The sequence below is a fragment of the Pseudoalteromonas sp. NZS71_1 genome, from assembly GCF_015864305.1.
Lineage (GTDB): Bacteria > Pseudomonadota > Gammaproteobacteria > Enterobacterales > Alteromonadaceae > Pseudoalteromonas > Pseudoalteromonas arctica.
This window is the reverse complement of sequence record NZ_JADYXM010000003.1, coordinates 82449-97361: the sequence shown is the minus strand read 5'-3', so window position 1 is coordinate 97361 and position 14913 is coordinate 82449. Positions and strand designations below refer to the sequence as shown.

Sequence of the window (14913 nt, the reverse complement as noted above, 5' to 3'; positions counted from 1 at the left end):
ATTTTAGGTTAATTAGTTTTACTTGTAGCAAGTTAGATCATTTAGCAAGTGAGTATAAATATTGACCTCAAGGTTAAATCAACAAGTAGAAATTAATTTTTTATTAACATACAATAACCCTATCTCCCTAGGAATAAATAACCAGATAGATTAAAACATATTGTTTTGAGCCACTGTTATGAATAAATAAAAATGAATTACTAATGAAATATATTTTATACCTCGTGCTTTTAATCTCTAGTCAACTATTTGCAAAGCCTGTAAATAATAGTGTTGCATTTTACTACTCATCCCCTATGCCTCTAGCCGAAATGACTTTCTATTCTCGCGTTGTAGTTCAGCCAGAACACGTCACTGAGCACGAACTTAATTGGTTTAAACAGCGTAATATTGCTGTTTATGCTTATTTAAGTGTGGGCGAGTCCTTTAATAAAAATAAGTCATCACTTAGTATAAACCCCAATTGGAATAGCCATATTGCCGATTTAGCATCAGCACATTGGCAACAACATATTAAAAGTAGCGCTGTGGCATTAAAAGCACGCGGCTTTAGCGGCTTATTTTTAGATACCCTAGATAGCTATCAGCTATTAGATGCTAAACACAGCAAATCAGATCAACAAGCTGGGTTAGTTACCATAATAAGCTCACTATCTGAGACTTTTAATAAGCACCTTATTCTTAACCGGGGCTTTGAGTTATTGCCTAAAATCGCTGATTTAGCCAATGACTTAGTTGCTGAGGGGTTGTATAGCCACTTCAACCCAAACGACAATAGCTATAAACTAACTAATAAAAACGACCAAGATTGGCTAAGCGCACAATTAAAAAAAGCACAAAACTTAGGCCTCAACGTCCAAATTATTGATTATGCAAAGCCCGATAACCGACTCGCTATGGCACAAAAGATTATAAACGCAGGTTTTAATCCATGGGTGACAGATGGCCACTTGCAAACATGGGGTACATCATCAATAACACCGGTGCCAAGGCGAATATTAATCCCTTATAATAGCGATATTTCACCATTAGTTAAAAAATCAGTTCATTCAAAGCTTGCTACAATCATAGAATACTTAGGGTATATTCCTGATTATGTAGACATAGCTAAAGAAAGCTTACCTAAAATAGACCCAAGTTTACATGCCGGCATTATTTCTTGGACTACTAATAATATATTTTATAGTCCTGAGATTATTAAATGGCTAGAAGAAGGTTTAGGAATAGTACCTGAACTTATATTAGGAGAATTACCTCAATCAAATAAATTACTAGTTAGTTTAGGCGTAGAAAATATAAATGTTGCGCAAGCTGGACCTTATAAAGTTGAATACTTTGCTGATTGGCTAAAAGGTGAAACTACAAAATCACCTGTAATAATCAGACCAAACTTTCTTAAATTAACCTCAGACGCCACAGCGTTAATTAGCATTACTTCAGCAAACGGCAAAACCTTAGCGCAAGGAAGTAAGACTAAACTGGGTGGCATAATAGTAGCCCCTTGGCTAATTGATAATTTACCACTGGAAGGCAGTAAATGGGTGATCGACCCTAAGAACTTGTTAAATAAAGTACTAAATTTACCCACAATATTAGCTCCTGATACAACGACTCTAAGCGGAAGGCGTATGTTAACTTTGCATATAGATGGTGATGGATTTAGTAGCGTTGCGCACTTCAAAGGTAAGCCATACAACTCAGAAGTAATTCGCGATGAGGTAATAAAAAGGTACAAATTGCCATTAACCTCCTCCATAATACAAGCAGATATAGAACCTAACGGCTTACATTCAAAACAAAGTAAAGAACTTGAGCAAGTTGCAAGAGATATATTTGAACTACCTTATGTAGAGGTTGCATCGCACACATACAGCCACCCTTACTTTTGGAAAGTACTATCAGGAATACAAAACATAGATGAAGATGATACAAAATACGGACTTAATTTAAATATTCCTGGGTATCTCTCTGTCGATTTAGAAAAAGAAATTTCAGGGTCAATTCAATACATTAATGAACGACTGACGCCAAAGAATAAAAAAACAGTATTAATTCTATGGTCCGGCGATGCAGTTCCAGGACCAAAGGCTTTAGCCATAGCAAGAAAAGCTGGCGTTCTCAACGTGAATGGTGGTAATACTTCAGTAAAAGCTGATAACCCAACACTTACAAATGTTTCGCCAATTGGTCGACCTGAAGGTGACTTGCTATACCAAATTTATGCACCCATTATTAACGAGAACGTATACACCAACTTGTGGCATGGGCCTTACTATGGTTTTAAACGCCTAATCGAAACATTTGAAATTACAGAAAAACCATACAGATTAAAGCCATATAGTATTTACTTTCATTTTTATTCTGGTGAATTACCTGCTGGACTTGATGCACTGAAATATAACATAGACTACGTACTTGCAAGACCGAATACGCCAGTACATTTAAGCCAGTATGCAAAAATAGCTAAAGACTTTTATTTTTCAGCTCTTGCTAAAAACAGCAATAACGAATGGTTTTTTAGCTCTCAAAGCATTCGAACATTACGTATCCCCAATGATTTTGATATCCCTAATATAGTTCAAAGCTCAGGTGTATCTGGCATCACTCAAAAAGGTGATTACATTCATATAACTGATGATCTAGCAAAGCTTAGCTTTGATCACAGCCAGAAAAACAATGTGCCTTATTTAGCTTCAGCTAATGTCTCCATGGATAATTGGCAAGTAAATGGAGCTGTCAGTTTTAAAGCATGGGTGCCTGCTAAAATTGATTTAGTTAATGGTCGTTCGTGTGAGTTTGTGTCTAATGATGGAAAGCGCTTTAGAGGTAAATCGAATGCTGATATCACACAGTTTAGTCTGCCAAAAGGACAATTCTATGGCTACTTAAAATGTAAAATAGCTGCATGATGGTGAGCAATAAAAAACTATACTCTTATTATAGTTAATATATTGATGCACTCTTTTATCGTTTTTCTAAGTATAGGTTTATAGGTTGATCTTAATAACTCGAGTGGCAAACCAATAAGTTTTACTGCTGTGAGTTAATCAAACCTACATGTAAATTTAACCTATTGAGTATAAGGTTGAATTTACATGTAGAGATCAATCTTTCATTAACATATAATAGTCCTATATTCCTAATACTAAAAAATTAGCATTAAGTCGGAACACATCACTTTGAGTCACAGTTATAATCTAATAAAAATGAATTATTAATGAAGTATATTTTATACCTTGCACTTTTAGTGTCGGCTCACGCATTCGCAAAACCTGTAAATAATAGTATAGCTTTTTACTACTCATCCCCTATGCCTCTAGCCGAAATGACCTTTTATTCTCGCGTTGTAGTCCAGCCTGACCTTGTGACTGAGCACGAACTCAATTGGTTTAAACAGCGTAACATAGCTGTTTATGCTTATTTAAGTGTTGGTGAGTCGTTCATTGAAAGTGAGTCTTCACTCGCAGTTAACCCTCACTGGAATAGTCATATTGCCGATTTAACATCTACGCATTGGCAACAACATGTGCAAAATAACGCAGCTACTTTAAAAGCACGAGGCTTCAGTGGCTTGTTTTTAGATACCCTAGACAGCTATCAACTTTTAGATGATAAGCACAGTAAATCAGATCAACAAAATGGCTTAGTCGCAATTATAAAAAGTCTGTCTGGCACGTTTCATAAACACCTTATCCTCAACCGAGGCTTTGAGTTACTACCTAGACTTACCGGTTTAGCCAATGATTTAGTGGCTGAAGGTTTATATAGCCATTACAACCCAATCAATAATAGCTACAAATTAACCACCGAGAACGATCAAGCTTGGCTAAGTGCACAATTAAAAACGGCACAAAAGCTTGGTTTTAAAGTACAAGTTATTGATTATGCACAGCCTGACAACCGTCTTGCTATGGCGCAAAAAATAAAACAGGCAGGTTTTACTCCTTGGGTAACTGATGGGCACTTACAAACATGGGGTACATCAACTATATCACCAGTACCAAGACGTATCCTCATTCCGTACAACAGTAACGTAAAGCCACTCATTTACACTACCGTACATTTAAAGCTTGCGACCATGATTGAGTATTTGGGGTATATACCTAATTACATAGATATGGCAAAGCGCGATTTACCTTTAGTTGATCCTAGCTTACATGCTGGTATTATTTCGTGGACCTCAAGTGACGCATTTTACACACAAACACTTAATAATTGGCTTGAAGCTAATTTAGGTGTGGTGCCAGAGCTTATTTTAGGCGAGTTACCACAATCAACTAAATTATTATTAAGCTTAGGTATTGAGTCGTTAAACACACTACCTGAAGGTCCATATAAACAAGATAGCTTTGCACCTTGGCTCAAAGGGGAATCCACAACACCTCCCCCTATTGTTAAACCATACTTACTCAAATTAGCAACTGATGCGACTCCTTTAATTACAATAAAATCATCGGATGACACAATAGTTGTACAAGCTGCTAAAACTAAATATGGTGCAGTAGTAGTTGCTCCTTGGCTAATTGATACATTTCCGATGGAAGGCAGCAAATGGGTTATTGATCCGCGTACACTACTAACTCAGGCTATGGGACTACCACCTATATTAGTGCCAGATACAACCACCGAAAGTGGCAGGCGAATGCTTACGCTGCATATCGATGGAGATGGATTTACAAGTGTTGCCCACTACGCAGGTAAGCCTTATTCAGCAGAAGTAATTCGAGATGAAATAATTAAACACTACAAACTACCATTAACGTCATCAGTGATCCAAGCTGACATTGAAGAAGGCGGTATTCATTCTAAACAAAGTGCCAAACTCGAAGGTATTGCGCGTAGTATTTTTAATCTGCCTTACGTAGAAGTTGCTTCACACACTTATAGTCACCCCTATTTCTGGACTGCACTATCTGGGCGAAAAAAAATAGATGAAGACGACACCGATTACGGTTTTCATCTAGATGTACCTGGCTACAACACAATTAGCCTTAAAAAAGAAATTACAGATTCGATAAAATATATTGATGAAAAGCTCACACCTAAAAATAAAAAAACAGTGATGATACTTTGGTCTGGTGATGCAACTCCTGGCCCTAAAGCGCTTGAACTGGCCCGTGACGCTGGTGTGTTAAATGTCAATGGCGGTAATACTGATGTAAATGCTGATAACCCTAGCCTTACACATATATCACCTATTGGCCGACCTGAGCGTGATTTGCTGTATCAAATTTATGCCCCCATATTAAATGAAAATGTTTACACAAACTTATGGCATGGCCCTTATTACGGCTTTAGACGCTTAACTGAAACATTCGAAATAACAGAAAAACCATATAGGTTAAAGCCTTACACTATTTATTATCACTTTTACTCAGGCGAAGTTCTTGCGGGTTTAGACGCTCTTAAACACAACATAGATTATGTTTTAGCAAGACCAAATACGCCTGTGCATTTAAGCCATTATGCAAAAGTAGCAAAAGATTTTTACTTTTCTGCACTTGCAAAAAACAGTAATAATGAATGGTTATTTAGCTCAAAGTACATTCGTACTCTACGAATACCTACCGATTTTGATGTGCCAAACATAGCTCAAAGTGAAGGTGTATCTGGTGTAACTGAAAAAGGTGACTACATACACGTTATAAATAACATAGCTCGCCTTAGCTTTGATCACAGCCAAAATAGTAAAAAACCTTATTTAGCGTCTGCAAATGTTGTTATTAATAACTGGCAAGTTAACGGGCCTGTTAGTTTTAAAGCGTGGGTACCCGCTTCACTCGATTTAATGAATGCACGCTCTTGCGAATTTGTATCTGGTTTGGGTGAGCGCTTTAAAGGTATTAATCGAGGTAAATTAACACATTTTGAAATACCTACAGGTGACTTTTATGGTTACCTTAACTGCAACGGAGCCGCACTATAATGAATACTAAAAAGCGCCCTCAGTTAATTTCTATAAAAACAATATTAGCGATACTAGCTGTAAGTTGTTTTGCACTTTATGCATTATTTCCTCACACCTTATTTTTTGAAGATGATGCACTTTCGCAAGATTATACCTTTGAAAAATCGTACCTTAATGCAGCGCTCAACACAGAGCCCGACAACGAAAAGCTTCGCGCAAAGTTGGTTGAGCTACATATAGGGCTTAGTGAGTATTCACAAGCCACTAACGAGCTTGAAAAGCTACCTAGAGGTGAGCGCAAAGCGACGCTTGAAATAAAGCTGCTTTACTCATTATGGCTAGCAAGCGGGGCTAATATTGACGACCGCTTTGAAGAGCTATCTTTAAAAATAGGTGCTCATAAAAATTGGAACGAACAAATACTAACTATTGCAAAAGCAGTTGGGTTAAACGCAAAAGTTGCTCAGTACTATCAAAAAAATAAACAGCCACTCCTTGCAGCCGATTACTGGTTAAGCGCAGGCGAACCAGACAAAGCACTCGCAATTTATAAAATAAATATAAATGCTGACATTGCAGCTAAAGCGATTGAAACTGCACTGGGCGCAAATAACCCGATTCAAGCTTATTCATGGTGGAAAACCTATGGCGACCAAGCCGATGTTAAACGCACCCTTTATTTAGCTAACCTAGCTGGCAACACAGAAGATGCAGCTCAAGCCATTGAAAGCTTATTAAAAGCTGAGCCAAATAACACCGACTACTTAACAAAAGCAATGCACCTGCGTTTAGCAAATGGAAATGCAAAAGGGGCAGAACAATTACTCGCAAAGTTATTACTACAGAGCCCAGATGACAAAGAGCTACATTTATTAAATTGGAAGATAAAGCGCTGGCAAAACAAGCCTAAAGAAGCTCTTCGAGAATTTAAATGGCTAATGTCTAACAAAGCAGTAACTCCTGCGATGCTTACCGACAGTATTAACGATGCCACCGCTTTATATTTATACCAAGATGCTAATGATATATACGAATACAAGGCGCAAAACATAAGTCTGAAAGGCAATGGTTTTGCTAATTGGATGCAAGCTAACGAATTTATTGGTAACACAAAGCAAGAGTTAAACAATATTGAACGCTTTGAGCAAATAAATGGTAAAAGTGTATTATCACAATACTGGAAAGCAAAAGTGCTTCACGATACTGGTAATTTAAAAGCCTTAAGAGTCTTGTGGCCTACATATAAAGGGCCTAAAAATGAAGAAGATTTACTTTGGATTGCCCGCGCATTTTGGCTAGAAGATGACTTTGCTACAGCTCTGCAAGTGCTAAAAAGTAAACAACAAAGTTCTGATGATGAGTTTTGGAGCGCCAATGTAGACATGGCAATGCGAGTCCAAGACAAAGCTCATGAGCTATATGCATTAGAACAGTTACAAAAAATAAGCCCTTTAAGCGTAGGCGACATGCTGCACTACCAACAATTACGCTTTGAAGGTCGGCCTCAGGAGCTTCTTGATTATTTATGGAAAAGCGAGTCGCAAACTGACCGTCAATTGATTCAAATTGCATTATTAAGTACACAAGTAAATGATGCTAAATCAGTTGCACGTATTCATGCTGAACTTGATAAGCAGCGCTACAATAAAGCCCTCTACCCTGCTTGGTTAATTCTATCAAATTGGTATCAAAACCAAAGTGATTTAAATTCAGCTTATACAACTTTAAACCGCGCCGCTAAATTAAGTGAATATGACTCTGATGTTGTGCTTGCACAAGGTTGGTTAGCGCTGCAAATGCACGACACCGTGATGATTAGCCGCATTTTAGCTCGCTATTCTGAAAGTGATCCTTCCTATGCGTGGACCCAGCTATTAGCAAGCTTATCTATTCACGAGAAGTCATATAACAGTGCTTACTTTTATTTGCGTAAATTGGCCATTGCAGATCCAAGTGACTTAACAACACTGGTTAACTTAGCCGATGTAATGAAACAACTTGGCTACTATGCAAATGCTGCTGAACTTAATCACTATTTACTGCAACACTTACCTAAAGATAAATATGCATACAGAGGCCTAATGTTCCGCTGGGCGGGCGCGATGGCTGTTCCTCATTTAATGCAATTAAACACAATGGAAGAACTTGCCCCCGACACTATTGGTGAACCTCAAACAAACTGGTGGTTAGCGCGCAGGGCTGCACAAAAATTAGAGCCATGGCAAAAGCTACAACTTTATATGACCAACGGCGAATTTAATAAAGCGAAACAGCTTATAGCTGAAGGTTCACTAAGCAAATTAGATGAGCTAAACGCCCTACTCTATTTAAAACAACCCTATGCCACCATGCAACGTTGGTACGAAGAACTCACTGGCGAACCAAATGAATCGCAATTGAGTTTACTCAGAAATGCACGTGCATCCTACTTTAGGGCGCTTGAAATAAACCTATCACCAGAGGCTGGATTAAACAGTAGCCAGTACGATGTAAACGTTTATTTTCCTTATGCTAATGGGCAATGGAAATTAAGTTTAAGTAATCAGCAAAATCTTGATAACAACGGATTACTGTTTGCGATAGAAGATAAGATGACATTTGGTCGTTGGTATTTTGATGCAAAAATAGATTCTCACCAAGGTAGCTTAGTTAGCCGTCAAGGTTTTAGCTTAGACTCTCGTTATCAATGGGATTCGCGTACACAGGTAGGTTTAAAGCTTGAATATAATGTTGAAAACCGCCAATCAGAAGCGCTACTTAGTTATGCTCAGCTAGATAAAGCCACGGCCTATGTTAACTACAATATTGATGGTAGACAAAACGTACAGCTATCAGCAGCAGCGATGTCTTTTTCTCGAAGAAGCGATGGCAGCTCACTAATAAACGGCCAAGAATACAATGCACGTTACCAATACAGCATTTTAAAAGACCGTCCAATTTGGAACGCTTATTTTAGTGCGCAATGGCAAGACTTTGAACGTGTAAATGCATTAATAAATACAGAATCAAGACCTCTAAGAGTTGACCTTCAACCATTTAGACGTTTTGCACTAGGGACCTCATTTGCTTCAACGGGTTCTTTAGAACCTCCTTATTTAGGTGCAAGCCCTTCATGGTTATTTGATATAAGTACTGGCTATCAAACACTTAACGATACAGTAGATGTATCAGTTTCAAGTGGCGCTGGTTGGTCTGTACTGGGCGATGATTTATTTAAATTACAGCTGGGTTACCAAAGTAGTAATAAAGTGGGTAACTCAGATACACAATTACAATTAGGTTATTACGTACATTTTTAATGTTAGGAGAGAGTATGTTTCGTTTAATTATACCGTGTTTGGTATTACTATTATCAGCATGTACCACCAGCAGAGTTGCTGATGATGTAGAGCTTAGCCCTTCAAAAATTGTGGCATTAATGCCACTTGTTAATCATGCTCAAACACCGCTTGCAGGTGAGCGTGCTGAAGATATTTTAGCCAGTATTTGGCAACAAAATAAATTACCAACTCTTATACGCGCACCTCGCGTAAACACCAAAGAGCTTCCACCGCTGGATGATCAATACCGTTTAGACAATGCTATGCAATGGTTAAGCACTCAACAAGCTGACTATGTACTAACAGGCAGCATTGAAGAGTGGCGCTACAAAGCTGGGCTTGACGGCGAACCCGTTGTTGCACTTACATTATCACTCACTGAAAATGGACAAACAACACCGATTTGGACGGGTACTATTGCTAAAAGTGGTTGGGGCCGCGATAGCATTGCAGCAACAGCACAAGATGTGATTGCCGATTTAATTTCTTATATAGAGGTTAGTGAGTGAAAACACATTTCCTTAGACCAAGAGACGTTCCTGAGCTACAAATATGGGCTGAGGTATTTATATTTACCGCGCTTGCTTTAGGGCTGCCTGTATTATTTAACGCAGAGGACCCATTTTGGACTGAGGGAGGGTTTTCGTGGCCTGTACTTGGCCCACTTTTAGTTTCTCTACGTTATGGCTTTTCAAAAGGCTTTATTAGTATTTTATGTTTGCTTGTTGGTCAACTTTTTTTACTTCAAGCAAATATTTTATCACCACAAAGCGACTTCAATATTAACGCCATGATTGGCTACATTATTGTAATTATGATCACTGGCGAATTCAGGGATGTGTGGGAACGTACTAATCAACAACAAAGTATTCAGCTTGAGTACGTAACAGATCGCCTTGAAACATTTACTCGTCAGTATCACTTAATTAATTCATCTCACGATAGAATAGAGCAAATGCTTGCTGGCCATACGTTAAGTTTGCGTGAATCGCTACAAGCAGTAAGAACCTCTATCGGGCTATTAAAAGAAAGAAGGCTTGATAGCGCAGCGCAAAAAATAATCGACCTATTCGTTGAATATGGTTTATTAGAAAGAGCGGGTTTATATAAAGTTGAAAACGACACTGTTTTAGAGCCTCCACTTGCCTCTATTGGCCAAATGGGTCAAATAGCTGAAAATGATCCTCTTATATTAGCGATGATTGAAGAAAAAGAATTAGTATCAGTAAAAGACGCAAAAACTGCGTTAGGTATAAGTAAATACCATATGGCAATCCCACTTATCGACGTAAATAATACAATTTATGGCGCTATTTTAGTTGAAAGAGTACAATTTTTTGCACTTAAAAATACCACTCTTACACTACTTGCTGTTATGGCTGGGCATATTGGCGACCTACTGCGCCATGAAATAACAAACCCAGTAATGACGTATGAAGAGTCTCCATACTTTATTCGCCAAGTTAAACGCGCGAATAAAGAAGCAAAACGATACAACATTCCATCGCAGCTGCTAAAAATAAAAGCCAATAATATTACTGATAAATCGACTCAACTTATGAGTTATTTAAGTGAAGCACGCCGTGGTTTAGACATTTATTTGTATGATAATCAAAATCAGGTATTACTGCTATTAATGCCATTAGCTGATGAACTTGAAAAAGCAGGCTTTATTGCCCGAATGAACACCTGGTGTAAAGAGCGCACGGGTAACACTTTAGCTGAGCTTGATATTGTTATTGAGCAACAACTTGCACTACCAATAAGCTCAGATGATATAAAGAGATTGGTTTCACTTTCATGATTATAATTATTGTAGCGGCTATTTTAGGGTGTATTTGCCAGTACTTTGCACTAATAGAAGTACTGGAAACACCTAATTGGTTTTTAGCTATATTATTGCATGCTATTGCTAGCATCCTTTTTGCTATTGTTAGTTATGTTTTTATACCTAAAAAATACAAAACGACTCCTTATAGCTCTTTGTTACTCATGTTTTTATTATTGTTTACATTACCCGTACTTGGAATTATAGGTGTTGTAGTAGCGCTTACGTTTGCTCTTTGTAAACCTCTCAAAAACGACGAGATAGAAATAGAAGAGCATAAAATACCTGAGCTTCCTTTTGAAGCCAGAGCAATATCAGCAAACCCGACCTATTCTATTGGCGGACTTAAAGCAATTTTGAAGCACGCTAATGAGCCAAATAAACGTTTAAGTGCTGTAATGGCAGCTCGTCACATGAGTGACTCACAAGCAATTCCTATTTTAAAGCTAGCACTTAAAGATTTAGAAGATGATATTCGGCTACTCGCCTACTCAACCCTTGATGGTAAAGAAACCAAACTCAACGAAAAAATCAGTTTGTATCAGCAAGAAATAGCCGTTACGACTAAGCAGCCTAAATTGAGCCATTTACAAAAACAGCTAGCCGAACTGTATTGGGAACTTAGCTATTTGGGTTTAGCCCAAGGTGCACTGCGTAAATATGTTTTAGAAAAAGCAGAAGCACTTGCAGAGCAAAGTATTGAGCACGTAAAAACACCTGCAACCTTTATATTTTTAGGCCGTATATCTTTAGCCTTAGACAAATACGAAATAGCCCATGAGTACTTACTTAAAGCAACTGAGTTTGGTATGGCAAGGCGTCATGTTCTCCCTTATAAAGCCGAAGTTGCCTTTTGTATGAACAAGTTTGACGACTGTAAACGCTACTTAAAAGAACTCCCAGAACAACCTAAGGGCAGTGAATTACGTCATTTGCAGGAGTATTGGCATGAGTAATAAAAATGCAGACATTTTACTGCTTTTGGAAGGTACCTACCCTTACGTACGTGGTGGTGTATCTAGTTGGGTTCATCAAATAATTGAAGGGTTACCTCATTATAACTTTGAGCTTGTTTTTATAGGTGGAGCACCAGAGCATTATGGCGAGATTCAATATACTTTACCTGAAAACGTTACCAAGCTGCATGTTCATTATTTAGTGGAAAATGACACTTCTGAAATAAAAGCTAAGCATGGCGTTAAATATAAAAAAGAGCTCTTTGATTTCTGGCAACAACTACAAAATTATTTTAGAGATTGTAACGAGCCTATCCCGACTGAATTGTTAAAATTTGCATTTGAAACTTTGGCTAAAAAAGACGGTATTAACGAAGCCGACTTTTTATATAGTGAATCATCGTGGCAAGTGCTCACCAATTACTATTCAACTTTTTGTGATGAATCCTCTTTTATTGACTTTTTTTGGTCATATCGCAATTTATATAAACCGCTATTTAAAATAGCCGAAATTGCACGTGGACTTCCAAAAGTTAAACTTATTCACTCAATATCTACCGGGTATGCTGGTATTTTAGGATCTGGTGCCAGTGTAATAAGCGATACTCCCTTTTTGTTGACCGAACATGGTATTTACACCAAAGAGAGAAAAATAGATCTTATTCAAGCCAGTTGGATCAAAGAGTCTGAGCAAAGCCTAGGTAAAAACTTAAATACCGAGATGGGCTTTATTCGCCGTATGTGGATCAGCTTTTTTGAGCAAATCGGCCGAACAACATATCAAGAAGCAGATAAGATCATTTCGCTATACGATGGTAACAGACAGCGCCAAATAAAAGATGGTGCAGCGCCAGAAAAAGCATTTGTTGTACCTAATGGAATTAAAACAGTGCGCTTTATTGAAGCACTTGAGCAGCGTCCAAAACAGATACCACCGGTTGTTGGATTAATTGGACGTGTAGTGCCTATAAAAGATATTAAAACCTTTATACGTGCGATTAAAGAAGCGCAATCGATATTACCAGAGGTCGAAGGCTGGATCATCGGCCCTTATGAAGAAGATCCACAATATTACAAAGAGTGTGAACTACTTGTAGGCAGCCTTGATTTACAAAACAGTGTTAAGTTTTTAGGTATGCAAGATATTACCAAAATTTTGCCTAAGCTCGGAATTGTTGCTTTAACCTCGATTTCCGAAGCGCAGCCTTTAGTACTTTTAGAAGCAATGGCGGCCGGTGTGCCTGTACTTGCTAGTGATGTTGGCTCGTGCCGCGAAATAATCGAAGGCGGAACCGATGAAGATAAAGCATTAGGTAAAGCCGGTGAAGTTGTCTCAATTGCTTCACCTAGCGAAACAGCACAACAAATATCAAACATGCTAACAAATGAGCAAGCTTGGCTTGAGTATCAAAAAAGTGGTTTAGACCGCGTACAAAAATTTTATGACGAGAGCCACATGTTTGCCCGTTACGATAAACTTTATAAGGATACAATGGCATGGCCGGAATAGGTTTTGAGATACGAAAAATTCTCAAAAAAAATACCCTGCTCTCAGTTTTTGAAGCATACGGCTACGCAGGTTTAATAGGCTCAGGCCCCTGGCTGCTCTCTATTGTAGCGTTAATGCTAATTGGTATTTTAAGTTTAGGAATTGTATTACCTAAAGTACTTATTATTCAATTTTTAACGCTTGTTACCTACATGATGGCTGCCTCACTTATTTTAACGGGTGGCTTGCAGTTATTACTAACTCGGTTTATTGCCGATTTGTTTTTTCAAAAAGAAGAGGCAAAAGTACTCCCTAATTTACTTGGTGCGCAACTTGTAACAACAATAGCTGCGTTATTGGTGGGCTTAGCTGTATGGCCTATGCTCCCTATACCCGTTGTTACTAAGATTATAATTTTAGGTGCCTTTGTAAGCTTATGTAATCAGTGGCTTGGCGCTATTTTTCTATCGGGTATGAAAGAATACCGGTTAATTTTAATAACCATGCTAAGTGGTTACGCCTTTATGGTATTGCTTGCATATTTATTAAGAGACTGGCAGTTAGACGGCTTATTTTTTGCATTTTTTGCTGGCGAAGCACTGCTCTTTTTTAGCTTTTTATTTATGATTATTCGCCGCTACCCAGGTGAAAAACTTATAAGCTTTGACTTTTTAAGCAATAAAAAAGTGTATTACAGCCTATTCTTTTGTGGTCTGTTTTATAACATTGGTGTATGGGCTGATAAAATCATTTTTTGGTATTCTCCAAGCACATCAATTCAAATTATTGGCACATTAAGAGCCAGCCCAATTTATGACTTACCTATATTTTTGGCTTATTTGTCTATTATTCCCGGTATGGCAGTATTTTTAGTAAAAATGGAAACCGACTTTGTAGAAGAGTACGACCGTTTTTACACCGCTATTCGTGGTGGCTCATCTCTTGAAGAGATCTACATATTAAAAGACAGTATGATCCAAACTGCACGTGCCGGTTTATACGATATATTTAAAATTCAGGGTATTACCGTTGCCTGCTTGTTATTATGGGGTGAGCAAATACTTACCTTTATTGGCATTGATCCAAACTATAAAACGCTTTTATTTATTGATGTAGTCGGTGTAGGTGTACAAGTTATATTTTTATCTATTTTAAATATTTTGTTTTATTTAGATAAACGTTCAACAGTACTATTTTTAGCGGGGTTATTTCTAGTAATCAATGTTGTTTTAACTTTGTTATCAATTGCTTTTGGACCGCAGTTTTATGGCTATGGCTTTGCATTAGCAACCATTATTACCTCTGTTGTTGGCTTATTTTGGCTTTCAAAACAATTTGAAGATTTAGAATACGAAACGTTTATGCTGCAATAGCAGGTTATAAAAAATTAACATAAAGGCTGCAAGCTGCAG

Annotated in this window: 8 protein-coding genes; all 8 read left to right on the top strand. The window is 37.8% G+C overall.

Going from position 1 to position 14913, the window contains the following annotated elements:
- Positions 1-203 precede the first annotated feature (203 nt).
- The 8 genes from I6F43_RS05790 (at position 204) to pelG (ending at position 14874) form a co-directional block, all read left to right on the top strand.
- Positions 204-2909, top strand: a complete 2706-nt coding sequence (locus I6F43_RS05790; protein WP_197101416.1) for an endo alpha-1,4 polygalactosaminidase — start codon at positions 204-206, stop codon at positions 2907-2909.
- 308 nt (positions 2910-3217) lie between these two features.
- Positions 3218-5926 (top strand): endo alpha-1,4 polygalactosaminidase, encoded by a 2709-nt coding sequence (locus I6F43_RS05785; protein WP_197101414.1) that lies wholly within the window; start codon positions 3218-3220, stop codon positions 5924-5926.
- Positions 5926-9207, top strand: a complete 3282-nt coding sequence (locus I6F43_RS05780; protein WP_197101412.1) for a tetratricopeptide repeat protein — start codon at positions 5926-5928, stop codon at positions 9205-9207. Before I6F43_RS05785 ends, I6F43_RS05780 begins: the two co-directional genes overlap by 1 nt.
- A 14-nt stretch (positions 9208-9221) precedes the next feature.
- A complete protein-coding gene (locus tag I6F43_RS05775; protein WP_007584808.1) occupies positions 9222-9737 on the top strand; it encodes a hypothetical protein in 516 nt (171 codons plus the stop codon).
- Entirely contained in the window at positions 9734-11032 is a 1299-nt protein-coding gene (locus I6F43_RS20265) for a PelD GGDEF domain-containing protein (protein ID WP_007584806.1), read from the top strand. The genes I6F43_RS05775 and I6F43_RS20265 overlap by 4 nt, the downstream gene beginning before the upstream one ends.
- Positions 11029-12012, top strand: a complete 984-nt coding sequence (locus I6F43_RS05765; protein WP_101164198.1) for a protein PelE — start codon at positions 11029-11031, stop codon at positions 12010-12012. The genes I6F43_RS20265 and I6F43_RS05765 overlap by 4 nt, the downstream gene beginning before the upstream one ends.
- Positions 12005-13522 carry a GT4 family glycosyltransferase PelF gene (pelF, locus tag I6F43_RS05760; RefSeq protein ID WP_197101411.1) on the top strand — a complete coding sequence of 506 codons (1518 nt, stop codon included), beginning with the start codon at positions 12005-12007 and terminating at the stop codon, positions 13520-13522. The genes I6F43_RS05765 and pelF overlap by 8 nt, the downstream gene beginning before the upstream one ends.
- Positions 13510-14874, top strand: a complete 1365-nt coding sequence (gene pelG, locus I6F43_RS05755) for an exopolysaccharide Pel transporter PelG (protein ID WP_007584803.1) — start codon at positions 13510-13512, stop codon at positions 14872-14874. The genes pelF and pelG overlap by 13 nt, the downstream gene beginning before the upstream one ends.
- The last annotated feature ends 39 nt before the right edge of the window (positions 14875-14913 follow it).

What these genes read in the sequence shown, in the direction of transcription:
- I6F43_RS05790 (WP_197101416.1), top strand. Translation starts at nt 204, where the DNA reads ATGAAATATATTTTATACCTCGTGCTTTTAATCTCTAGTCAACTATTT.
- pelG (WP_007584803.1), top strand. Translation starts at nt 13,510, where the DNA reads ATGGCCGGAATAGGTTTTGAGATACGAAAAATTCTCAAAAAAAATACC.
- I6F43_RS05785 (WP_197101414.1), top strand. Translation starts at nt 3,218, where the DNA reads ATGAAGTATATTTTATACCTTGCACTTTTAGTGTCGGCTCACGCATTC.
- pelF (WP_197101411.1), top strand. Translation starts at nt 12,005, where the DNA reads ATGAGTAATAAAAATGCAGACATTTTACTGCTTTTGGAAGGTACCTAC.
- I6F43_RS05780 (WP_197101412.1), top strand. Translation starts at nt 5,926, where the DNA reads ATGAATACTAAAAAGCGCCCTCAGTTAATTTCTATAAAAACAATATTA.
- I6F43_RS05765 (WP_101164198.1), top strand. Translation starts at nt 11,029, where the DNA reads ATGATTATAATTATTGTAGCGGCTATTTTAGGGTGTATTTGCCAGTAC.
- I6F43_RS05775 (WP_007584808.1), top strand. Translation starts at nt 9,222, where the DNA reads ATGTTTCGTTTAATTATACCGTGTTTGGTATTACTATTATCAGCATGT.